At 72.3% G+C, this 21,993-nt stretch carries 18 protein-coding genes and 1 riboswitch; of the genes, 7 read left to right on the top strand and 11 right to left on the bottom strand.

Annotated elements, in window-relative coordinates:
• Positions 1-26: 26 nt before the first annotated feature.
• A complete protein-coding gene (locus G7Z13_RS20645; protein ID WP_166001425.1) occupies positions 27-401 on the bottom strand; it encodes a helix-turn-helix domain-containing protein in 375 nt (124 codons plus the stop codon).
• A 92-nt stretch (positions 402-493) separates the two neighbouring features.
• Between G7Z13_RS20645 and G7Z13_RS20640 the strand changes: the two genes are divergently transcribed.
• From G7Z13_RS20640 to G7Z13_RS20630, 3 genes are all read left to right on the top strand, one after another.
• Positions 494-1,348 (top strand): NAD(P)H-binding protein, encoded by an 855-nt coding sequence (locus tag G7Z13_RS20640; RefSeq protein WP_166001423.1) that lies wholly within the window; start codon positions 494-496, stop codon positions 1,346-1,348.
• Between the two features lie 109 nt (positions 1,349-1,457).
• A complete protein-coding gene (rarD, locus tag G7Z13_RS20635; RefSeq protein WP_166001421.1) occupies positions 1,458-2,477 on the top strand; it encodes an EamA family transporter RarD in 1,020 nt (339 codons plus the stop codon).
• 83 nt (positions 2,478-2,560) lie between these two features.
• On the top strand, positions 2,561-3,040 hold the full coding sequence (locus tag G7Z13_RS20630; RefSeq protein WP_166001419.1) for a VOC family protein: 480 nt from the start codon (positions 2,561-2,563) through the stop codon (positions 3,038-3,040).
• 22 nt (positions 3,041-3,062) lie between these two features.
• Here the strand turns inward: G7Z13_RS20630 and G7Z13_RS20625 are convergent, their stop codons facing one another.
• Positions 3,063-4,160, bottom strand: a complete 1,098-nt coding sequence (locus G7Z13_RS20625; RefSeq protein WP_206313118.1) for a tetratricopeptide repeat protein — start codon at positions 4,158-4,160, stop codon at positions 3,063-3,065.
• 193 nt (positions 4,161-4,353) lie between these two features.
• Between G7Z13_RS20625 and G7Z13_RS20620 the strand changes: the two genes are divergently transcribed.
• Positions 4,354-4,947: an NAD(P)H-dependent oxidoreductase gene (locus G7Z13_RS20620; protein WP_166001416.1), complete on the top strand. Its 594-nt coding sequence runs from the start codon at positions 4,354-4,356 to the stop codon at positions 4,945-4,947.
• 77 nt (positions 4,948-5,024) lie between these two features.
• Here the strand turns inward: G7Z13_RS20620 and G7Z13_RS20615 are convergent, their stop codons facing one another.
• From G7Z13_RS20615 to G7Z13_RS20600, 4 genes are all read right to left on the bottom strand, one after another.
• Positions 5,025-5,906, bottom strand: a complete 882-nt coding sequence (locus tag G7Z13_RS20615) for an ABC transporter permease (RefSeq protein WP_166001414.1) — start codon at positions 5,904-5,906, stop codon at positions 5,025-5,027.
• Positions 5,893-6,885 (bottom strand): ABC transporter ATP-binding protein, encoded by a 993-nt coding sequence (locus G7Z13_RS20610; RefSeq protein ID WP_166001412.1) that lies wholly within the window; start codon positions 6,883-6,885, stop codon positions 5,893-5,895. The genes G7Z13_RS20615 and G7Z13_RS20610 overlap by 14 nt, the downstream gene beginning before the upstream one ends.
• 43 nt (positions 6,886-6,928) lie before the next feature.
• Positions 6,929-8,158: an outer membrane lipoprotein carrier protein LolA gene (locus G7Z13_RS20605; RefSeq protein WP_166001410.1), complete on the bottom strand. Its 1,230-nt coding sequence runs from the start codon at positions 8,156-8,158 to the stop codon at positions 6,929-6,931.
• 369 nt (positions 8,159-8,527) lie between these two features.
• On the bottom strand, positions 8,528-9,538 hold the full coding sequence (locus G7Z13_RS20600; protein WP_166001408.1) for a polyprenyl synthetase family protein: 1,011 nt from the start codon (positions 9,536-9,538) through the stop codon (positions 8,528-8,530).
• Between the two features lie 599 nt (positions 9,539-10,137).
• A riboswitch (cyclic di-AMP (ydaO/yuaA leader) is annotated at positions 10,138-10,304 on the top strand.
• A gap of 5 nt (positions 10,305-10,309) precedes the next feature.
• Here G7Z13_RS20600 and G7Z13_RS20595 point away from each other — a divergent pair.
• Positions 10,310-10,819 (top strand): transglycosylase SLT domain-containing protein, encoded by a 510-nt coding sequence (locus G7Z13_RS20595; RefSeq protein ID WP_166001406.1) that lies wholly within the window; start codon positions 10,310-10,312, stop codon positions 10,817-10,819.
• 41 nt (positions 10,820-10,860) lie between these two features.
• On the opposite strand, the gene G7Z13_RS20590 is transcribed toward G7Z13_RS20595, so the two are convergent.
• Complete coding sequence (locus G7Z13_RS20590) at positions 10,861-11,754, bottom strand: HAD family hydrolase (RefSeq protein ID WP_240926288.1); 894 nt, start codon at positions 11,752-11,754, stop codon at positions 10,861-10,863.
• 212 nt (positions 11,755-11,966) lie between these two features.
• Between G7Z13_RS20590 and fahA the strand changes: the two genes are divergently transcribed.
• Both fahA and G7Z13_RS20580 read left to right on the top strand, forming a co-directional pair.
• On the top strand, positions 11,967-13,178 hold the full coding sequence (fahA, locus tag G7Z13_RS20585; protein ID WP_166001404.1) for a fumarylacetoacetase: 1,212 nt from the start codon (positions 11,967-11,969) through the stop codon (positions 13,176-13,178).
• A gap of 218 nt (positions 13,179-13,396) precedes the next feature.
• A complete protein-coding gene (locus tag G7Z13_RS20580) occupies positions 13,397-14,335 on the top strand; it encodes a M56 family metallopeptidase (protein WP_166001402.1) in 939 nt (312 codons plus the stop codon).
• A 292-nt stretch (positions 14,336-14,627) separates the two neighbouring features.
• Here G7Z13_RS20580 and recQ read toward each other — a convergent pair whose 3' ends face one another.
• The 4 genes from recQ to nuoL all read right to left on the bottom strand — a co-directional run bounded on the left by recQ (position 14,628) and on the right by nuoL (position 21,982).
• Positions 14,628-16,649 carry a DNA helicase RecQ gene (recQ, locus tag G7Z13_RS20575; protein WP_240926512.1) on the bottom strand — a complete coding sequence of 674 codons (2,022 nt, stop codon included), beginning with the start codon at positions 16,647-16,649 and terminating at the stop codon, positions 14,628-14,630.
• A 154-nt stretch (positions 16,650-16,803) separates the two neighbouring features.
• Entirely contained in the window at positions 16,804-18,462 is a 1,659-nt protein-coding gene (gene nuoN / locus G7Z13_RS20570) for an NADH-quinone oxidoreductase subunit NuoN (protein ID WP_166001398.1), read from the bottom strand.
• Positions 18,459-20,030: an NADH-quinone oxidoreductase subunit M gene (locus G7Z13_RS20565; RefSeq protein ID WP_166001395.1), complete on the bottom strand. Its 1,572-nt coding sequence runs from the start codon at positions 20,028-20,030 to the stop codon at positions 18,459-18,461. The genes nuoN and G7Z13_RS20565 overlap by 4 nt, the downstream gene beginning before the upstream one ends.
• A gap of 5 nt (positions 20,031-20,035) precedes the next feature.
• Positions 20,036-21,982, bottom strand: coding sequence for an NADH-quinone oxidoreductase subunit L (nuoL, locus tag G7Z13_RS20560; protein WP_166001393.1), 1,947 nt, complete (start codon positions 21,980-21,982; stop codon positions 20,036-20,038).
• Positions 21,983-21,993: the final 11 nt, after the last annotated feature.

Here is a 21,993-nt window from a genome sequence, read left to right as displayed (position 1 = left end):
CCCCTGAAGCACCGAGGCCCGGGCCGCTACGGCGCCCGGGCCTCGTCGTAGGCCCGGCGGGCGTTCTCCACCGCGTCCATCCGGTGCTCGGTCCACGCGGCGAGGGCGCGCACCTGCTCGGCGGCCTCGCGGCCCAGGCCGGTGAGGGAGTAGTCGACGCGGGGCGGGATCACCGGCTTGGCGTCCCGGTGGACCAGGCCGTCGCGCTCCAGGGTCTGGAGGGTCTGCGTGAGCATCTTCTCGCTGACCCGTCCGATGGCGCGGCGCAGCTCGCTGAAGCGGTGCGGGCGTTCCAGGAGCCGGATGAGGACGAGGACGCCCCAGCGGCTGGTGACGTGCTCCAGCACCAGCCGGTAGGGGCACATGTCCTCGCCGTCGACCCGCCAGTCACTTACCGTCATGCCAGTACCTTACGTCAAAGTGGGTACTTTCCCATAGTTAGCGCACCTCTTAGGGTTAGTGGACAGAGCCACCCCCAAGGGAGTTGTGAACCATGCGCATCGTCGTCACCGGAGCCACCGGAAAGCTCGGCCGTCACGTCGTCGGGCAGTTGCTGGAGAAGGTCGCCGCCGAGCAGATCACCGCGGTCGTGCGGGACGAGGCCAGGGCCGCCGACCTCGCGGCGCGCGGCGTACGCCTGGCGGTCGCCGACTACAACACGCCCGGGAGCTTCGACGGCCTCTTCACCGCCGGCGACAAGGTCCTGCTGATCTCCGGCAGCGAGGTCGACAAGGACCGCCCCGCCCAGCACAAGGTGGTCATCGACGCCGCCGGCGCCGCCGGTGTCGCGCTGCTCGCCTACACCAGCGCCCCGGGCAGCCTGACCGCCGCGCTCGCCGACGACCACCGCGCCACCGAGGAGATCCTGCTGTCCTCGGGCGTGCCGTACACGCTGCTGCGCAACGGCTGGTACTTCGAGAACTACACCGAGAACCTGGCCCCGGTGCTGGCTCACCGCGCCGTGGTCCAGGCCGCGGGCGACGGCCGCGTCTCGGCGGCGTCCCGCGCCGACTACGCGGCCGCCGCGGTCGCCGTGCTGACCGGCGAGGGCCACGAGAACCGCACGTACGAGCTGGGCGGCGACACCTCCTTCGGCTTCGCGGACTACGCGGCGGAGCTGAGCCGGCAGACCGGCGAGGAGATCGTCTACCACGCCGTCTCCGTCGACGCGTACGCCGAGATCCTCACCGGCGCCGGGCTGCCCGAGCCGGTGGCCGCGGTCTTCGCCGGCGTGGACGCCTCCATCGAGAAGGGCGAGCTGGAGATCACCACCGGTGACCTCTCCCGGCTCACCGGCCGCCCCACCACCTCGCTCGCGGACGCCGTCGCCGCCGCGCTGAAGGGCTGAGCGCCCGGCACCCAGCCCGCCTGTCATGACCGTATGGCGATACGGGTATGACAGGCGGGGGTCCGCGGCGTTACCTTCGTGCAGTCGAAAGCGGTACGAAGGAGGAGCCGTGGCCGGGAAGTCCAGGGGCGAGCAGCGCATAGGTCTGCTGAACGGCTTCGCGGCGTACGGGATGTGGGGGCTGTTCCCCCTGTTCTTCCCCCTCCTCAAGCCCGCCGGGGCGACCGAGGTGCTCGCCCACCGGATGGTGTGGTCCCTCGCCGTGGTCGCCGCGGTGCTGCTCGTGCTGCGGCGCTGGAAGTGGGCCGGTGAGCTGCTGCGGCAGCCCCGCCGCCTCGCGCTGATCGCGGCCGCCGCGGCCGTCATCGCCACCAACTGGGGCGTCTACATCTGGGCCGTGAACAACGACCGGGTCGTCGAGGCCTCCCTCGGCTACTTCATCAACCCGCTGGTCACCATCGCCCTGGGCGTGCTGCTGCTGAAGGAGCGGCTGCGGCCCGTGCAGTGGGCGGCGGTCGGGATCGGTGCCGTGGCGGTCGTCGTGCTCGCCGTCGGCTACGGCCGTCCGCCGTGGATCTCCCTGATCCTCGCCTTCTCCTTCGGCACCTACGGCCTGATCAAGAAGAAGGTCAACCTCGGCGGGCTGGAGTCGCTGGCCGCCGAGACCGCGATCCAGTTCCTGCCCGCCCTCGCGTTCCTGCTGTGGCTGGGCGCGCGGGGCGACTCCACCTTCACCAGCGAGGGCCCCGGCCACGCGGCGCTGCTCGCCACCACCGGCATCGTCACCGCGCTCCCGTTGATCTGCTTCGGCGCCGCCGCGATCCGCGTGCCGCTGTCCACCATCGGCCTGCTGCAGTACCTCGCCCCGGTCTTCCAGTTCCTGTGCGGCGTCCTCTACTTCCACGAGGCCATGCCCCCGGAGCGCTGGGCCGGCTTCGCCCTGGTCTGGCTGGCCCTCGCCCTGCTCACCTGGGACGCCCTGCACACCGCCCACCGCTCCGCGCGGACCCTGCGGGCGGCGGCCGCGGCGGCCGGCGCTGCGGCTGCGGGTGGTGCCGGTGGTGCCCTTGACGGTGCGCCGTCGAACGCCGGCGAGCTGAAGGTGCCGCCGGTCGACACGCGGCCGTAGGGGCGGCGGGCCCGGGCGGTGTGCTCGCGGGGCCCGGCCCGGCGCGCCGGGCCGTTGTCAGTGCCCGGCCCTATAACTGAGGCATGGACGAGACAGCCGAGGCGTTCGCGCCCGCACCCGTGCACTGGAAGGTCGTCATCGACGCCGTGGATCCGCACGCTCAGGCGGATTTCTGGGCCGCGGCGCTCGGCTACGCGGTCGAGGACAACAGCGCGCTGGTCCGGCGGCTGCTGGACGGCGGTGCGCTGCCCGCCGAGGCCACCGTGGACTTCCACGGCCGTCCCGCCTTCCGGGACCTGATCGCCGTACGGCACCCCGACGACCCGTACGACGAGTACAGCGGCACGGGCCTCGGGCGCCGTCTGCTGTTCCAGCGCGTTCCCGAACCGAAGTCCGGCAAGAACCGGCTCCACCTGGACCTGCATCCGGGCGCGGACCGGCGTGAGGCGGAGGTGGAGCGGCTCGGAGCGCTGGGCGCGAGGGTGCTGCGGGAGGTGAGGGAACCGGCCGGCCAGTGGGTGGTGATGGCGGATCCGGAGGGGAACGAGTTCTGCGTGCACTAGGGGGTGTCTCGGCCCGCTCGCGTCACCCCGCCGCCGGCCCGGCCGCCGCCTTGCGGGCGCGGTCCGTGAGGCGGGTCATGCGGGTGCGGGCCGATTCCAGCTCGTCGGCGTCCTCGGCGGCCGGGCCGGGCTCGGCGGCCAGCGTCGACCACAGGGCGATCAGCTCGTGCCCGAGATCCAGGCCGCACCGGGGATCGCGTACGGCGCGCCAGGCCGTCGCCGCGCTCTGCACGTTGCCGTACGCCGCCTCCGCGTCGCCCGTACGGCGCCGCGCGTGCACCAGGTCGACGGAGAGCCGGAAGGCGCGCACCGGGTCGCCGGCCAGGTAGGCCACGTAGGCGGTCAGCTCGCCCAGCCGCAGGACCTCCGGGTGATCCGGCCCCAGCGTCGCCGTCCCGTCGCGCAGCGCCTGGTCGGCGAGGGCGGACGCGGTGTCTATGCGGCCCTCCCGCACGGCCTCGCCGATCCGGGCCAGGGGCTCGGCCAGCGGCGTCCGCGCGGCGGCGTTCGCGGGGGTTCCTCCGGGGGCGTGTCCGGAGGCATGGGCGGGGGTGTCGTCACCGAGCACGGCTTCAGCGACGGCGTCGAAGCCTCGGGGCGGGGTGGGCTTGGGGTCGGGGGAGCGGTGGGGAGGGGGCGTGCCGCCGGGGGCGGTGATCGCCGGGGTGGTGGCCGTCGGGGCGCTGACCGGGGCCGGGTGCGGCTCGGTGGTCATGGCCGGGGGCGGGCCGAAGGTGCCCGTGGGGGGTGCGACCGTGCCCGGACCGGCGGCGGGAGCGGGGGCAGGGGTGGGGGGTGTCGGCGTGGGGCGGTTCGTGAAGCGGCTGGAGCCGTCCGGATCGACCCGGAGGGGGACGACGTAGCCGATGCGCTCGTCGTGAACGGTGGCGAGGACGGGGCGGCCGGTGCCGCGCGCGATGCGGTGGAGGTGATTCAGGACGGCCTGCTGGGGTTCCTCGCCCGGGGCGGGGACGAGCGGTGCCCCGTCGACCGTCACCGCGCCCGCAACCGGACCGCCACCGGCGCCGCCGCCGGCGTGGACGCGGACGTCGACCGGGGCGGCCGGAAGCGCGCCGTCGTGCTGCTGGTCCTGCTGCTGCTCGCGGCTGAAACGAGACATCGGTTCCCTCAATCGAAACGCGTCCACGAGTCGGCGGACCCTGGACCCTACCGTCGAGTCTGGCCGCTCCCCGACGGTCCTCGGTCACCGCGGCGTCACAGCCTCGTCCCAAGAGCCGCCCGGAGGGGCTGGACGACCGGTACATGCATATGCATATGATGCCGGGCGTCAGCTCGTCGACCAGGGGGACCCCATGGCCCGTCGCTTCCTTTTCGTGCTCGGCAGCAGCCGCCGGGGCGGCAACACCGAACTGCTGGCCCGCCGGGCCGCCGAGCAGCTGCCCGGCGACGTCGAGCAGCGCTGGATCCACCTCGCCGAGCACCCGCTGCCGGACTTCGAGGACCGCCGGCACGCCGACGGTGTCAGCGACGGTGACGGCCCCCTCCCCGAACACGAGAACATCACCCTTCTGCGTGACGCCGCGCTCGCCGCGACGGACCTGGTGATCGCCTCACCGCTGTACTGGTACTCGGTGTCCGCGCAGACCAAGCGCTACCTGGACCACTGGGCGGCCTGGCTGCGCATCCCCGGTGTCGACTTCCGCGCGACGATGGCCGGGCGCACCCTGTGGGGCGTCACCGCCCTCGCCACCGAGGCCGAGGTCGCCGAACCGCTGATCGGCACCCTGAACAACACGGCCGCGTACATGGGGATGCGCTTCGGCGGGGTGCTGCTCGGCATCGGCGACAAGCCGGGCGAGGTCCTGAGCGACACGGACGCCCTGGCCCGCGCGAAGACCTTCTTCGCGGGCGAGGCCCCGCTGGCCCGCTTCCCCGGACGGGACTGAGCCTCCGTACGCCCTGGCCCGGATCCGCTGCCACTCGGCCCACCGGCCCGGCTCCGTCTCCGGCTCCGGGCTCCGGCTCAGGCGGTGATGTCCTTCGTCGTGAACCGGGCCCACGCCGCCGACCCGAACACCGCCGCGTACAGCGCCTGGAGGCCGAGGTTGCGCAGCAGGTCGTCCCAGAGGACCGGCTCGCGCATCAGGTCGGCGAAGGACAGCCAGTAGTGGGAGAAGAAGTACGGGTGCAGGGCGTCCAGCTGGGGGATCTGGTCGAGGATCTGCACGGTGATGAGCAGACCCACGGTCGTCGCCATGGCCGCGATGCCGCTGTTGGTGAGCGTCGAGACGAACAGGCCGAGCGCCGCGATCCCGGTCAGCGAGGCGGCGACGGCCAGCGCGATCAGCAGGGCACGGCCCAGCCCCTCGGTGAAGCCGATCCGGGTGCCGGAGATGGTGGTGAGGTCGCCGAGCGGGAAGAGCAGCGCCCCGACCGCCAGCGCGGACAGCGCGACCACGAGGGTGGCGGCCAGACAGAAGGCCGTCGTGGCGGCGTACTTGGTGAGCAGCAGCCGGGTGCGGCCGGCCGGGGCGACCAGCAGATAGCGCAGGGTGCCCGCGTTGGCCTCGCCGGCCAGCGCGTCGCCCGCCACCACGCCCACCGCCATCGGCAGGAAGAACGGCAGGGTCGCGGCGAGCGCGGTGAAGACCAGGAACAGCCCGTTGTTGGTGATCTGGGCGATGAACGCCGGGCCCTCGCCGCCCCCGCCGGAGACCGACGAGCCGTCGCTGGTCTCGATCTTCACGGCCACCCCGACCAGCACGGGCACGGCCGCCAGCACGCCGAGCAGCGCGAGGGTGCGCCAGCGCCGGAAGGTGGTGACCAGCTCGCTGCGGAGGAGGCCGAGGGACCACAGCGCGCTCGGTGCGCGTCCGCCCGGCACGGCGACGTCAGCCCGCGACATCGAACCCCTCCCCCGTCAGCGCGACGAACGCGTCCTCCAGCGAGGCCCGTTCGATACCGAAGCCGCGCACCCGCACCCCCGCTGTGACCAACGCGGCGTTGAGGTCGCCGAGTTCCCCCTCGGGCGCCTCGCCGCTGACCCGTTCCTCCGCCACGACGACGTCCGCGACGCCTCGCTCCTTCAGCACCCGCGCCGCGTCCCCGGTGTCCGGCGTGGTCACGACGAGCCGGCCGCGCAGTCCGGCCGCGAGGTCGGCGACCGTGCCCTGGGTGATCAGACGGCCCCTGGCCATCACCGCGGCGTGCGTGCAGACCTGCTCGATCTCGTCGAGCAGGTGGGAGGAGAGGAAGACGGTGGTGCCGTCGTCGGCCAGTTCCCGCACGAGTGTGCGGATCTCCCGCATGCCCTGCGGGTCGAGGCCGTTGGTCGGCTCGTCCAGGACGAGCAGCCTGCGGGGCTGGAGCAGGGCCGCGGCCAGCCCGAGGCGCTGCTTCATGCCGAGGGAGTACGCCTTCGCCTTCTTCCCGGCCGCCGCCGTGAGCCCCACCCGGTCCAGCGCGGCGGCGACGCGGGCGCGCCGGGTGCGCGGATCGGCGGTCGGGTCGGCGGCGTCGTAGCGCAGGAGGTTGTCGCGGCCGGAGAGGAAGCCGTACAGGGCCGGGCCCTCGATGAGGGCGCCGACCTGCGGCAGTACGGCGCAGGCGGCGCGCGGCATGGGCCGGCCGAGCACCCGCGCCGTACCGGAGGTGGGTTCGATCAGGCCCATCAGCATGCGGATGGTGGTGGTCTTGCCGCTGCCGTTCGGGCCGAGGAAGCCGAAGACGCTGCCCGCCGGGACGGTCAGGTCCAGACCGTCGACGGCGAGCTGCCCGCCGCGGTAGCGCTTGGTGAGCGCACGGGTGACGATGACGCCGTCCGGGTCGTCAGGACCGGGACGGCCGTCCTCGCCGGCCCCTGCCGTGGCGGGCGGTTCGCGCATGGGCTCCCTCACTCTGGCCGCTTGCTCCGTCGTGCGTGCCGGACTACTGCCCCGCGTCGGCCGCCTTCACCAGCGCCTCCTGGGTGACGGCACCGGCGTAGATCTTGCCGTCGTCGGTGATCAGGGCGTTGATCAGGCGGGTCTTGAAGACGGTGCCCGAGCCGAAGTCGCCCTTGACCTGGTCGCCGAGGGAGTCCAGGAAGCCGCCCAGGTCGCCGCCGACCTCGTCGCCGCTGGGCAGGCCCGGACCGCCGGTGTCGAACACGGCGACGGAGTTCCAGCCCTCGCCGATCACCTTCATGCCCTCGGAGTCCTGGCCGAAGGCCTCACCGAAGCCCTTGTCGAGACCCTTGGCCGGATCCGCCTCGTCCGTGGGGGCGATGGGCTGCCGCCCGGCCTCGCCCTCCTCGCTCTCCTCGGTGACCTTCGCGCCCTTGGGCGGGGTGAAGTCGAAGGTGGAGGCGGCGGGCCTGGCGTAGCTGAGCTGGGTGAAGCCGGCGTCCACGACGGCGGCGCCGCCGCTCGCCGGGGTGAGGGTGAACTTCAGCGGCATCCAGGTCTTCGCGTCCACGGCGATGGTGATCGCGCCGACGGTGCTGCCGGACTGCTTCGGCTCGATGACCAGCTTGTAGGCGTCCCGCCCGGCGACCTGCGCGGTGCCGTCGACGGTGACCGAGGTGGTGTCGTCGACCGCCTTCAGCGCCTGCTCGGCGAAGTCCTTCGGCGTGGCCGGGGGTTCCCCGGCGCGCTCGCCGGTCTCCTCCGCGGTGCCGTGGAAGACCTCGTTGGACGCGCTGTCGTAGCCCCAGACGTCCTTGCCGTTGTGGATGAGGCTGTACTCGGCGGCGTTCTCCAGCACGGACAGCTTCTGGCGGTCGGGGCCGTCGGCCGCGACGCGCAGGGTGTGGGTGCCGGTCACCAGCTCGGTGAGCTTGGCCGAGGGGTCGGCGGTGGAGCCGTCCCCGTCCCCGTCACCGCCGGGCGCGGTCGCCGCGGCGCCGCCCAGGGCGCCTTCGAGGCCGCCGAGGTCGGGCAGCCCCAGGTCCGTGGTGATCTTCACGGTGCCGGACAGCCGCTCGACGTCCGACTCGGCGATCTTCTGTATGAGCTGCTGCGCGGTGATCTTCGGCAGGTCGGGGCTGCCGGAGTCGGCGAGGGCGGGGACGAGCCCGATGGTCCCGGCCGCCACCCCCACCACCGCGACCGGAACGACGTACCGGCCGGCCTTGCGCCGCCGCACGGTCGTACTCTCGTCGGATTCGTACGGTGCCATGTGTGCCCTACCTCCGTCGTCGGCCCGCCCATTCTCACCCGACCGGGTGAGGTGTGGTGGCTGTTCCGTGGCTTCCTTCGTGCCATCCATCTGACCAAAACCGGGCACGGTTTTCGTCAGACCGCGGGATCAACTCCGCGTACTGCTGCGGTATGACACGACACACCGGAATAACCCCCGTCCCGTAGGGGTGGGGGCTCCCGGAAGGGGAGGACGGACCGGAGACGCCGCAGAAGGCGACGGCCGGACACGAGCGGTGAAGATCAGATTGGTCCGGTGAAGATCAGACCGGCCGGTGAAGCTCGGGCGGGCTGATAAGGGTCAGACGGCCGGTGAGGGTCAGCGGGCCGGTGAAGCCCCCCTCGGCCCTCAGCCCGCCCGGTGGACCACCGCGTCGCACAGTTCCTGGAGGGCCCGCTTGGCGTCGCACTCCGGCAGGGGGGCCAGCGCGGCGCGCGCTTCCTCGGCGTAGCGCACGGTGTCCCGGCGGGCCTGCTCCAGCGCCGGGTGCGCGCGCAGGGCGGCCAGCGCCCGGGCGTGCCGGTCGTCGTCGCTGAGGTCGGACTCCAGCAGCTCGCACAGGGCGACGTCCTCGGCCCGTCCGCCGCGCGCGGCCAGCTCCCGCAGCCGCAGCACGGGCAGCGTGGCGATGCCCTCGCGCAGGTCGGTGCCGGGGGTCTTGCCGGACTCGTGGGAGTCGGAGGCGATGTCGAGCACGTCGTCGGCGAGCTGGAAGGCGACGCCGAGCCGCTCCCCGTACTGGGTGAGGACGCTCACCACGGACTCGTCCGCGCCGGACATCATCGCCCCGAACCGGCAGGACACCGCCACCAGCGAGCCGGTCTTGCCGCCGAGCACGTCCAGGTAGTGGTCGACCGGGTCGCGCCCGTCCTGCGGGCCCGCGGTCTCCAGGATCTGCCCGGTCACCAGCCGCTCGAAGGCCTCCGCCTGCACCCGGACCGCCTCGGGGCCGAGGTCGGCGAGGATGTGGGAGGCGCGGGCGAAGAGGAAGTCGCCGGTGAGGACCGCGACGGAGTTGCCCCAGCGGGTGTTGGCGCTGGGCACGCCGCGCCGCACGGCCGCCTCGTCCATCACGTCGTCGTGGTACAGCGTGGCCAGGTGGGTCAGCTCCACGACGACCGCGGACGGCACCACGCCCGGCGCGTAGGGGTCACCGAACTGCGCGGCGAGCATCACGAGCAGCGGACGGAACCGCTTCCCGCCGGCCCGCACCAGATGCTGCGCGGCCTCCGTGATGAAGGGGACCTCGCTCTTGGTGGCCTCGAGCAGCCCTTCCTCGACAGCCGCCAATCCGGCCTGGACATCGGCTTCCAGAGCCTGGTCCCGCACGCTCAGCCCGAACGGCCCGACGACGGTCACGAGGGGTCTCCTGTCTGCTGGTGTCTACTGGCGACTACGCGGTTTGTCGATACATCGCTGCCTTCACTCAAGTCAGCGTATCCGGTCACGTTTCGATCACTGATGCCGCCCACGGTTACAGCACGGGCGCTATCGGATCACGCCCGGAATGTTTTTGATCAGCTGATAAGAAGGCATATCTACGGTGATGACATGTACACGTCTACCGACCCTCCCGCCGGCCCTCCCACCGGCCCTCCCACCGGCCCTCCCCCCTTCTCCAGCCCATCCGGTTCGACAACGACGTGCACTCCCTAAGGGGTTCCACCCCCGTGGCAGACATAGCACACCTTGAACTTATTGCCCGATTTGGGGCACTTGCTCCTCGACGTGAGTTGACTCACGACAGCCCTGTCACAGGCTCCTCACAGACTCCTCATCAGATTCCCCTTCTCTGTTGGCAGTTGACCCTGGACCGCGAAAAAGGATCAAGTACGCCAAACGCGCTGATCATGGTCAACCGGCGCGATAAGTGAATCCGCTACTTGTTCCGGACACGGGCTCTCGCATACGTTCCCGGTCCGTCGGGCGGAACGCCGAATCCTGCCGCCGCCCGCGCCACCCACCACGAACTCACTCGTACGGCAGGAGCGGGGGACCCAGGTAACACGCCGGTCCGGGCAGCGCCCGGGGCGGCTTGGGGTGAAGCCGCGCGCTTCGAAGCGCGCGGCCGGGCAGCTCCCCGCCCGAACCCGACAGCTCACCTCGCAGGCGTGGGAGAGGACGTTCACCATGCCCGCACGTGTGCCCGCTCAGGCCCTGTCCACCGCCGACCAGCCGGTCAGGAGCCGCCGACGCACCCGTCTCGCCCGCGCTCTCGCCGCCGCCGGCACCGGCGCGGCCGTACTCGCGCTGCCGCTGATCGGCGCGACCGGCGCCGCCGCGGCCACCCCGGCGGCGGCCACCGCCGCCACGGCGTACCCCGACAACCTCGACGGCTGGATCCGCCAGGCCATGTCGATCATGGCCCAGCACGGGATCCCCGGCAGCTACGACGGCATCTACCGCAACATCATGCGCGAGTCGTCCGGCAACCCGAACGCCATCAACCTCTGGGACTCCAACGCCGCCAAGGGCACGCCGTCCAAGGGCCTGCTCCAGGTCATCGACCCGACCTTCGCCGCGTACCACGTGCCCGGCACGGCCTACGACCCGTACGACCCGGTCGCGAACATCGTGGCGGCCTGCAACTACGCGGCCGACCGCTACGGTTCCATCGACAACGTCTTCGGGGCGTACTGAGGGACGTACCGAGGGGCGTACCGAGGGGCGCACTCGGGGACTTACCGGAGGGCGTCCCGAGCGACGCGCACCGGCTGAGCCGGGCTCACCAGGCGACCGGTGCCCCCCGTCGCACCGAAGAGCCGTTCGAGGACGGCGGCGATGCCGTCGTCCTCGTTCGACAGGGTGACCTCGTCGGCCACCGCCTTGAGTTCCGGGTGGGCGTTGGCCATGGCGACGCCGTACGCCGCCCAGTCGAACATGGGGATGTCGTTCGGCATGTCGCCGAAGGCCAGGGTGTCCTCGGGCCGCAGTCCTAGATGGCCGGCCGCCAGCGCGAGGCCGGTCGCCTTGGTGATGCCGCACGGCTGGAGCTCGACCGTGCCCGGTCCCGACATCGTCACGGTGGCCAGCGAGCCGACCACCGAACGCGCCACCGTCGCCAACTCGTCGTCCGACAGGGTGGGGTGGCGCAGCAGCACCTTGCTGATGGGCTCGCCCCACAGGTCCTCGCGCCGCCCGACCCGCACCGCGGGCAGAGTGGGGTGCGGCATCCGGTAGCCCGGCTCGATCAGCGTCAGCCCGTCGACCCCGTCCTGGTCGACCGCCGCGTACACCTGCCCCGCCTCGGCCTCGATCTTGCCGAGCGCGGTCTCCGCCAGTTCCCGGTCGAGGGTCACCGACCACAGCAGCCGGTCGGCGTCGATGTCGTACAGCTGTGCCCCCTGCCCGCACACCGCGAGGCCCGTGCAGCCCAGGTCCTCCAGCAGCGGGCGCACCCGCGGGGCCGGCCGGCCGGTCACCACCAGATGCCGGGCGCCGGCCGCCGCGACCCGCGCGAGCGCGGCGCGCGACCGGTCGGAGACCGTGTCGTCGCCGCGCAGCAGAGTGCCGTCGAGGTCGGTGGCGATGAGGGAGTACGCGGTGCGCGCGGCATATGCGGTGGGTGCGGCCATGATCAGAGAATACGGACCCGGCGCCCGCCCCGCTGATTCTCAACTTCCTTTCCGTCGTCCGGTTTTCACTCCCAGGAGGCGCCCTGCGGCTCCCGGACCGGTGGTACGCCGCCCGGCATCACCGGCATGGGGGACACTGCCCAAACCGGGATCACCGCCGTAACGTTGCTGCGACCGCATGGACCGCACGTACGAAAGTGAGGCAGTACCCCATGCCCCCCTTCGATGTCCCCGAGGGCGACCCCTTCGGTCCGCACAACCTTCCGTACGGCGTGTTCTCGCCCGCCGGGTCCGAGCGGCGGACCGTCGGCGTCCGGCTCGGCGACCATGTGCTCGACGCGGGCGCGGCGGCCCGCGCGCTCGGCTCCCCGTACGCCTCGCTGCTCGACCGGCCCACGCTGAACCCGCTGCTCGCGGCCGGCCGCACCACCTGGTCGGACGTGCGGCGCGCGCTCACCGCCTGGGTGACCGTGCCGTCCCACCGGGAGACCGTCGCCCCGCTGATGCACCCCCTGTCGTCGGTGACCCTGCACCTGCCCTTCGAGGTCGCCGACTACGTCGACTTCTACGCCTCCGAGAACCACGCCCGCAACGTCGGCCGGATGTTCCGCCCGGACGCCCCCGACTCGCTCACCCCCAACTGGAAGCATCTGCCGATCGGCTACCACGGCCGCTCCGGCACGGTCGTGGTCTCCGGCACGGACATCGTCCGCCCGGCGGGCCAGCGCAAGGCGCCCGCCGACCCGGCGCCGGTCTTCGGACCGTCGGTCCGGCTGGACATCGAGGCCGAGGTCGGCTTCGTGGTCGGAACGCCGTCCCGGATGGGCAGCCCCGTCCCGCTGGGCGACTTCCGGGAGCACGTCTTCGGACTGTGCCTGCTCAACGACTGGTCCGCGCGGGACATCCAGGCCTGGGAGTACGTCCCCCTCGGGCCGTTCCTCGGCAAGTCCTTCGCAACCTCCGTCTCCGCGTGGATCACCCCGCTGGACGCCCTGGAGGAGGCGCGCGTGGCGCCGCCGGAGCGCACCCACGGGCTGCTGCCCTACCTGGACGACTCCGGCGAGGAGCCCGGCGGCTACGACCTGCGCATCTCCGTCGCGGTCAACGGCCACGTGGTCTCCGAGCCGCCCTTCTCCACCATGTACTGGACCGCGGCCCAGCAGCTCGCCCACATGACGGTGAACGGCGCCTCCCTGCGCACCGGCGACCTCTACGGCTCCGGCACGGTCAGCGGCCCCGAGCCCGCCCAGCGCGGGTCCCTGCTGGAGCTGACCTGGAACGGCCGCGACCCGCTCGAACTGCCCGACGGCAAGCGCACGTTCCTGGAGGACGGCGACACGGTCATCCTGACCGCCTGGGCACCGGGTCCGGGCGGCGCCCGGGTGGGTCTGGGCGAGGTGACCGGGACGATCGTGCCCGCCTGAACCGCCCGGCGCCGCTTGAGGTGTTGGGCGACGCCCCGCGGTGGAGAGGTGACGTGCGGTAACGCCCCGGCCGGGGCGCTGACTCCGGGCCCCGCCCGCCGTCATACTGGCGGCGGGCGGAGTGCGCGACGCGGTGCGCGACGCGGACGGCGCGCGCCCCTCGCCCGCATCGCACGACCGAAGCCGCCCTTACGTCTCCCGGATCCGGAGCCCCTGGCATGACCGTCTGCCTGCTCCTGCTGAGCGTCCTCGCCGTGACGGCCGCCGTGCCGGTCCCCCGCGCGCTGACCCGTGCCGCCTGGCCCGAACGGGAGCCGGTGGTCGGGCTGTGGGTGTGGCAGTGCCTGGTCGCCACCGTGCTGCTGTGCTGCCTGGCCGCGCTGACGCTCGGCGCGGCGGCCGTCTTCCAGACCGTCCGCGACCAGGTCTTCGCCCCGGCCCCGCCGGCCGTCACCGCCGCGTACGACCTGTCCGCCGCGCCGCCCTGGGCCACCGCGCTGACCCTGCTGCTGGCCTGCGGGGCCGCCTGGACCACCGCCATGCTCGCCCGTGAGCTGGCCGAGGCCCGGCGCAGGCGCGGCCAGGCCCGCGCCCATCTGCGCGAGCGCGCCCCCGATCTGCCGACCGGGCTGCCCGCCGCCCGCGGACCGCTGCTGGTCCTGGAGGACGAGTACCCGGACGCCTGGTGGCTGCCGGGCCACCCGCCGCAGCTGGTCGTCACCACCGGCGCCCTGCACCGCCTCACCGACCACCAGCTCGACGCCGTCCTCACCCATGAGCGCGGCCACGCCCGCGCCCGCCACGACTGGCTGCTGCACCTGTCCACCGCGCTGGCCACCGGATTCCCCCGTATCCCGCTGTTCGCGCACTTCTGCGACCAGACCCACCGCCTGGTCGAACTGGCCGCCGACGACACCGCCTCCCGGCGCTGCGGTCACCTCACCACCGCGCTCGCCCTGATCGAGCTGAACCAGCACCGCGGCGTGCTGTCCTGCGCCTCCAGCCACCGGCTGCTCGGCGAGCGCGTCGACCGCCTGCTGGAGCCGCCGCCCCGGCTGGACCGCCGCCGGCGGGCCCTGACCACGACGGCGGCGGCACTGGTGCCGCTGCTCCCCCTGCTGATCACCTTCGCACCGGGTCTGACGGCACTGAGCTGACCGCCCACCGACCCACACCCAGCCGCCCACCCGCGCCGGGCCCGCGCCCGCGCCCGGCCGTACGCCGAGTCCGGCCGCACGCCCACGCCTCGCCTCACGCCCAGTCCGGCCGCACGCCCGCGCCCGCGCCCGGCCGCCACGCCCACGCCCCGCCGCCACACGCCCACGCCTCCCCGCACGCCCGAGCCGCACGCCGAGTCCGGCCGCACGCCCGCGCCGGCCTCACGCCCAATCCGGCCGCACACCCCCACCCGGTCTGAAGCCCGCGCCGGCCCTCACGCCCCGTCCGACCTCACGCCCAGTCCGGCTCCGGCTCCTCCGCGGACCAGTCGTGCGGGCCGAAGGCGTCGTCGCCGTCGGGACCGGCGGAAGCCCCCGCACCCGTGGCGGAGCCCTCCGCACCCGTCGACAAGGGCGCCGCACCCGCGCCGGGGCGGTCGCCCAGTCCGGCGAGGACCCCCAGCACGCCCTCCCCGTACGTCGCCAGCTTCTTCTCGCCCACTCCGCCGATCCCGCCCAGCTCCCGCAGCGAGGACGGCCACGCCGTGGCGATCTCCCGCAGGGTCGCGTCGTGGAAGATCACATAGGCGGGGACGCCCTGTTCCCGCGCCTGCTCGGCCCGCCAGGCGCGCAGCGCCTCGAAGGCCGGCACCAGCTCCTCGGGCAGCTCGGCGGCCGCGGCCTTGGACGTGCGCTCACCCCGTGCCGTGGCCGACGCCGGCTTCGCGGTGGTGGGCCGCTTCGGCTCCTTGCGCAGCGGCACCTCCCGCTCCCGCCGCAGCACCGCCCCGCTGGCCTCGGTCAGCACCAGCGTGCCGTACTCCCCCTCGACCGCCAGCAGACCCTGGGCGAGGAGCTGCCGGATGACGCCCCGCCATTCGCCCTCGGTGAGGTCGTCGCCGATGCCGAACACGGACAGCTGGTCGTGGTCGAACTGGATCACCTTGGCGGTGCGCCGCCCGAGCAGGATGTCGACGATCTGCACCGCGCCGAACTTCTGGCCCCGCTCCCGCTGCAGCCGCACCACCGTCGACAGCACCTTCTGCGCGGCGACCGTGCCGTCCCAGGTCTCCGGCGGAGTCAGGCAGGTGTCGCAGTTGCCGCAGTCCGCCGGGTCCGGCTCCTGGCCGAAGTAGGCGAGCAGCTGACCGCGCCGGCACTGGACGGTCTCGCACAGCGCGAGCATCGCGTCCAGGTGGGCCTGGGCCCGGCGCCGGAACGCCTCGTCGCCCTCGCCGGACTGGATGAGCTTGCGCTGCTGGATGACGTCGTTCAGGCCGTACGCCATCCAGGCCGTGGACGGCAGTCCGTCGCGGCCGGCGCGGCCCGTCTCCTGGTAGTACCCCTCCACCGACTTGGGCAGGTCCAGGTGGGCGACGAACCGTACGTCGGGCTTGTCGATGCCCATGCCGAAGGCGATGGTCGCCACCACGACCAGGCCGTCCTCGCGCAGGAAGCGGGACTGGTGGGCGGCGCGGGTGCCCGCGTCCAGGCCCGCGTGGTACGGCACCGCCTCGATGCCGTTGCGGGTGAGGAACTCGGCGGTCTTCTCGACCGAGTTGCGCGACAGGCAGTACACGATGCCGGCGTCGCCCGCGTGCTCCTCGCGCAGGAAGCTCAGCAGCTGCTTCTTCGGGTCGGCCTTCGGCACGATCCGGTACTGGATGTTCGGCCGGTCGAAGCTCGCCACGAAGTGCCGGGCCCGGGGCATGTCCAGCCGCTCGGTGATCTCCCGGTGCGTGGCGCGGGTGGCGGTCGCCGTGAGCGCGATCCGGGGGACGTCCGGCCAGCGCTCGCCCAGCACGGACAGGGTCAGGTAGTCGGGGCGGAAGTCGTGGCCCCACTGGGCGACGCAGTGCGCCTCGTCGATCGCGAAGACGGAGATCTTCCCGCGCGAGAGCAGGTCCAGCGTGGCGTCCAGCCGCAGCCGCTCCGGCGCGAGATAGAGCAGGTCCAGCTCGCCCGCGAGGAACTCGGCCTCCATGACGCGCCGCTCGTCGAAGTCCTGCGTGGAGTTGATGAACCCGGCGCGCACGCCGGCCGCGCGCAGCGCGTCCACCTGGTCCTGCATCAGCGCGATGAGCGGGGAGACGACGATGCCCGTGCCGGGTCTGACCAGGGCCGGGATCTGGTAGCACAGCGACTTGCCGCCGCCGGTCGGCATGAGCACCACGGCGTCCCCGCCGGCCACGACATGCTCGATGACGGCTTCCTGCTCGCCGCGGAAGGCCTCGTAGCCGAAGACCCTCCGCAGGGTGTCCAGCGCCTCACCTGGCGTCATTGTCATCTCGGCGATACCGCCCGTCCCGCCCATCGTCGTGCCCCCCGTACGTCGTCCCTCGACCACTGCCTCCACGATAGGGGGCGGCACCGACAGTCCCGGAAGTTATCCACAGGCACGGTCGGCGCACGGCGGCCCGGCATCCCCCGTGAGGGATGCCGGGCCGCGGCCGTACCGGTGGGCGGGGTCAGCGCACGAAGACGCCCGCCTGCCCCGCGAGGTCCAGGAAGTACTGCGGCGCCACGCCGAGCACCAGCGTCACCGCGACGCCCACCGTGATCGCGGTGATCGTCAGCGGCGACGGCACGGCGACCGTCGGGCCCTCCGGCCTGGGCTCGCTGAAGAACATCAGCACGATCACTCGGATGTAGAAGAACGCCGCGATCGCCGACGAGATCACGCCGACCACCACCAGCGGGACCGCGCCGCCCTCCGCCGCCGCCTTGAACACGGCGAACTTGCCCGCGAAACCGCTGGTCAGCGGGATGCCCGCGAAGGCCAGCAGGAACACCGCGAACACGGCCGCGACCAGCGGGGAGCGGCGCCCCAGCCCGGCCCACTTGGACAGGTGCGTCGCCTCGCCGCCCGCGTCCCTCACCAGCGTGACGACCGCGAACGCGCCGAGGGTCACGAACGAGTAGGCGCCCAGGTAGAAGAGGACCGACGAGACACCGTCCGGCGTGGTCGCGATGACACCCGCGAGGATGAATCCCGCGTGCGCGATCGACGAGTACGCCAGCAGCCGCTTGATGTCGGTCTGGGTGATCGCGACGATCGCGCCGCCCAGCATGGTGACGATCGCCACGCCCCACATCACCGGCCGCCAGTCCCAGCGCAGGCCCGGCAGGACGACGTACAGGATGCGCAGCAGCGCGCCGAACGCGGCCACCTTCGTCGCCGCCGCCATGAAGCCGGTCACGGGGGTCGGCGCGCCCTGGTAGACGTCCGGCGTCCACATGTGGAACGGCACCGCGCCCACCTTGAACAGCAGGCCCATCACGATCAGCGCGACGCCGATCAGCAGCAGCGCGTCATTGCCCATGGTGTTCGCCAGGGCGGGGGTGACGTCGGTGACCGTGCCCTCGACGACCTGCGCGATCGTGGCGTACGACATCGAGCCGGCGTAGCCGTACAGCAGCGCGATGCCGAACAGGGTGAACGCGGAGGCGAACGCGCCGAGCAGGAAGTACTTCACCGCGGCCTCCTGCGACATCAGCCGCTTGCGGCGGGCCAGCGCGCACAGCAGGTACAGCGGGAGCGAGAACACCTCCAGCGCGACGAACAGCGTCAGCAGGTCGTTGGCCGCCGGGAACAGCAGCATGCCGGTGACCGCGAACAGCAGCAGCGGGAACACCTCGGTGGTGGTGAACCCGGCCTTGACCGCGGCCTTCTCGCTGTCGCTGCCGGGCACGGAGGCGGCCTGCGCGGCGAAGGAGTCGACCGGCTTGCCGTGCGCCGCCGGGTCCAGGCGCCGCTCGGCGAAGGTGAACAGGCCGACCAGCGCGGTCAGCAGGATGGTGCCCTGCAGGAACAGGGCCGGACCGTCGACGGCGACGGCTCCCATGGCCGCGATCCGCGCCTTGGTGGTGCCGTATCCGTCGGCGGCGAGCGCGACGACCGCGGCGAAGGCGGCGGCCAGGCCCACGACGGACACGAACAGCTGGACGTAGTACCGCGACTTGCGCGGGACGAACGCCTCGACGAGCACCCCGACGATCGCCGCGCCCACGACGATCAGGGTGGGCGCCAGCTGCCCGTACTCGATCTTCGGTGCGTCGATCTTCGAGATCGGTTCGGCCGCGGTTGCCGCCGTTGTCCACAGGCTGTGGACGGCTGATGCGCTCACTTGGCCGCCTCCACCTCGGGCCGGGGGTCCTTCTTCTGTACGTCCGACATGGTCTGCTCGACCGCCGGGTTGACGATGTCCGTGACCGGCTTCGGGTAGACGCCGAGCACGATCAGCAGCGCGACCAGCGGCGCCACGACCACCAGCTCACGCACCCTGAGGTCCGGCATCGCGGAGACCTCCGGCTTCACCGGGCCCGTCATCGTCCGCTGGTAGAGGACGAGGGTGTAGAGCGCGGCGAGCACGATGCCGAAGGTGGCGATGATGCCGATCACCGGGTAGCGGGCGAAGGTGCCGACCAGGACCAGGAACTCGCTGACGAACGGGGCGAGTCCGGGCAGCGACAGGGTCGCGAGGCCGCCGATCAGGAAGGTTCCGGCGAGCACCGGGGCGACCTTCTGCACCCCGCCGTAGTCGGCGATGAGCCGCGAGCCGCGCCGGGAGATCAGGAAGCCGGCGACCAGCATCAGCGCGGCCGTCGAGATGCCGTGGTTGACCATGTACAGGGTCGCGCCGGACTGGCCCTGGCTGGTCATCGCGAAGATGCCCATGATGATGAAGCCGAAGTGGGAGATCGACGCGTAGGCGATCAGCCGCTTGATGTCGCGCTGGCCGACCGCGAGCAGCGCCCCGTAGATGATGCTGATCAGCGCCAGCACCAGGATCGCGGGCGTGGCCCACGTGCTGGCCTCCGGGAACAGCTGGAGGCAGAAGCGGAGCATCGCGAAGGTGCCCACCTTGTCGACGACCGCGGTGATGAGGACCGCGACGGGGGCGGTGGACTCCTGCATCGCGTTCGGCAGCCAGGTGTGCAGCGGCCACAGCGGCGCCTTCACCGCGAAGGCGAAGAAGAAGCCGAGGAAGAGCCAGCGTTCGGTGCTCGTCGCCATGTCGAGCGTTCCGTTGGCGCGGGCCTCGGCGATCTCCGTGAGCGAGAAGTTCCCGGCGACCACGTACAGCCCGATCACCGCGGCCAGCATGATCAGACCGCCGACCAGGTTGTAGAGCAGGAACTTCACCGCCGCGTACGACCGCTGGGTCGCCGCCGCCTGTTCGCCGTGCTCGTGGGCACGGTCCCCGAAGCCGCCGATGAGGAAGTACATCGGGATGAGCATGGCTTCGAAGAAGATGTAGAAGAGGAAGACGTCGGTGGCCTCGAAGGAGAGGATCACCATCGCCTCGACGGCCAGGATCAGGGCGAAGAAGCCCTGGGTGGGCCGCCACCGCTTGCTGCCGGTCTCCAGCGGGTCGGCGTCGTGCCAGCCCGCGAGGATGATGAACGGGATCAGCAGGGCGGTCAGCGCGATCAGCGCGACCGCGATGCCGTCCACGCCCAGCTCGTAGCGGACGCCGAAGTCCTTGATCCAGGAGTGCGATTCGGTGAGCTGGTAGCGGTCGCCGCCCGGGTCGAAGCGGATCACGACGGCGATCGCGAGGGCGAGGGTGGCGAGCGAGACGAGCAGCGCCAGCCACTTGGCGGCGGTGCGCCGCGCGGCCGGGACGGCGGCCGTGGCGACCGCCCCGAGCGCCGGGAGCGCCGCCGTCGCTGTCAGCAGGGGAAAGGACATCGGTATCAGACCGCCCTCATCAGCAGGGTGGCGGCGACCAGGACCGCCGCACCGCCGAACATCGAGACCGCGTACGACCGCGCGAAGCCGTTCTGGAGGCGGCGCAGCCGTCCGGAGAGGCCGCCGACCGAGGCCGCCGTGCCGTTGACGACTCCGTCGACCAGGGTGTGGTCGACGTACACCAGGGACCGGGTCAGGTGCTCGCCGCCGCGGACCAGGACGACGTGGTTGAAGTCGTCCTGGAGCAGGTCGCGGCGGGCGGCCCGGGTGAGCAGGGACCCGCGCGGGGCGACCGCCGGGACCGGGCGGCGGCCGTACTGCGCCCAGGCGAGGGCGACGCCGATCACCATGCACGCCACGGTCGCCGCGGTGACCGTGCCCGCGCTGATCGGCGGGTGGCCGTGGGCGTGCCCGGTGACGGGCTCCAGCCAGTGGATGAACCGGTCGCCGATGCTGAAGAACGCGCCGCCCGCGACCGATCCGACGGCCAGCACGATCATCGGGATCGTCATGATCTTCGGCGACTCGTGCGGGTGCGGCTCGGTGTGGTCGCCGCGGGTCTCGGCGGCGGGCTCCACGTCCGGCTCGGCCGGGGACGGCGTCGGCGCGTTGCGCCAGCGCTCCTCGCCGAAGAACGTCATCAGCATCACGCGCGTCATGTAGAAGGCGGTGATGGCCGCGCCGAGCAGGGCGCAGCCGCCGAGGATCCAGCCCTCGGTGCCGCCCTTGGCGAACGCCGCCTCGATGATCTTGTCCTTGGAGAAGAAGCCGGACAGGCCGGGGAAGCCGATGATCGCGAGGTAGCCGAGGCCGAAGGTGACGAAGGTGACCGGCATGTACTTCCTGAGGCCGCCGTAGCGGCGCATGTCGACCTCGTCGTTCATGCCGTGCATGACGGAGCCGGCGCCCAGGAACAGCCCGGCCTTGAAGAAGCCGTGCGTGACCAGGTGCATGATCGCGAAGACGTAGCCGATCGGGCCGAGGCCGGCCGCCAGCACCATGTAGCCGATCTGCGACATGGTCGAGCCGGCCAGCGCCTTCTTGATGTCGTCCTTGGCGCAACCGACGATCGCACCGAACAGGAGCGTGACCGCGCCGACGATGGTGACGACGAGCTGGGCGTCGGGAGCGGCGTTGAAAATCGCTCCGGAGCGGACGATCAGGTAGACGCCCGCGGTGACCATGGTCGCGGCGTGGATGAGGGCGGAGACCGGGGTCGGGCCCTCCATCGCGTCCCCGAGCCAGGACTGCAGCGGCACCTGGGCGGACTTGCCGCAGGCGGCGAGCAGCAGCATCAGGCCGATCGCGGTGAGGGTGCCCTCGGAGATGTCCCCCGCACTGCCGAGCACCGGGCCGAAGGCGAAGGTGCCGAACGTGGTGAACATCAGCATGATCGCGATCGACAGGCCCATGTCGCCGACCCGGTTGACCAGGAAGGCCTTCTTCGCGGCCGTGGCGGCGCTGGGCTTGTGCTGCCAGAAGCCGATCAGCAGGTAGGAGGCGAGACCGACGCCCTCCCAGCCGACGTACAGCAGCAGGTAGTTGTCGGCGAGGACGAGCAGCAGCATCGCCGCGAGGAACAGGTTCAGGTAGCCGAAGAAGCGGCGGCGCCGCTCGTCGTGCTCCATGTACCCGACCGAGTAGAGGTGGATCAGCGAGCCGACGCCGGTGATCAGCAGGACGAACGTCATCGACAGCTGGTCGAGGCGGAAGGCGATGTCCGCCTGGAAGCCCTCGACCGGGATCCAGCTGAACAGGTGCGAGGTGAGCGTGCGGTGCTCGGCGTCCTTGCCCAGCAGGTCGGCGAAGAGCACGACGCCGAGGGCGAAGGAGACGAACGCCAGCAGGGTGCCGAGCCAGTGGCCGACGGCGTCCAGCCGCCGGCCGCCGCACAGCAGGACGGCCGCTCCGAGCAGGGGCGCCGCGATCAGCAGCGCAATCAGGTTCTCCACTTCAGCGACCC

The sequence above is a fragment of the Streptomyces sp. JB150 genome (assembly GCF_011193355.1).
Classification (GTDB): domain Bacteria; phylum Actinomycetota; class Actinomycetes; order Streptomycetales; family Streptomycetaceae; genus Streptomyces.
This window is presented reverse-complemented; position numbering and strand designations above follow the sequence as displayed.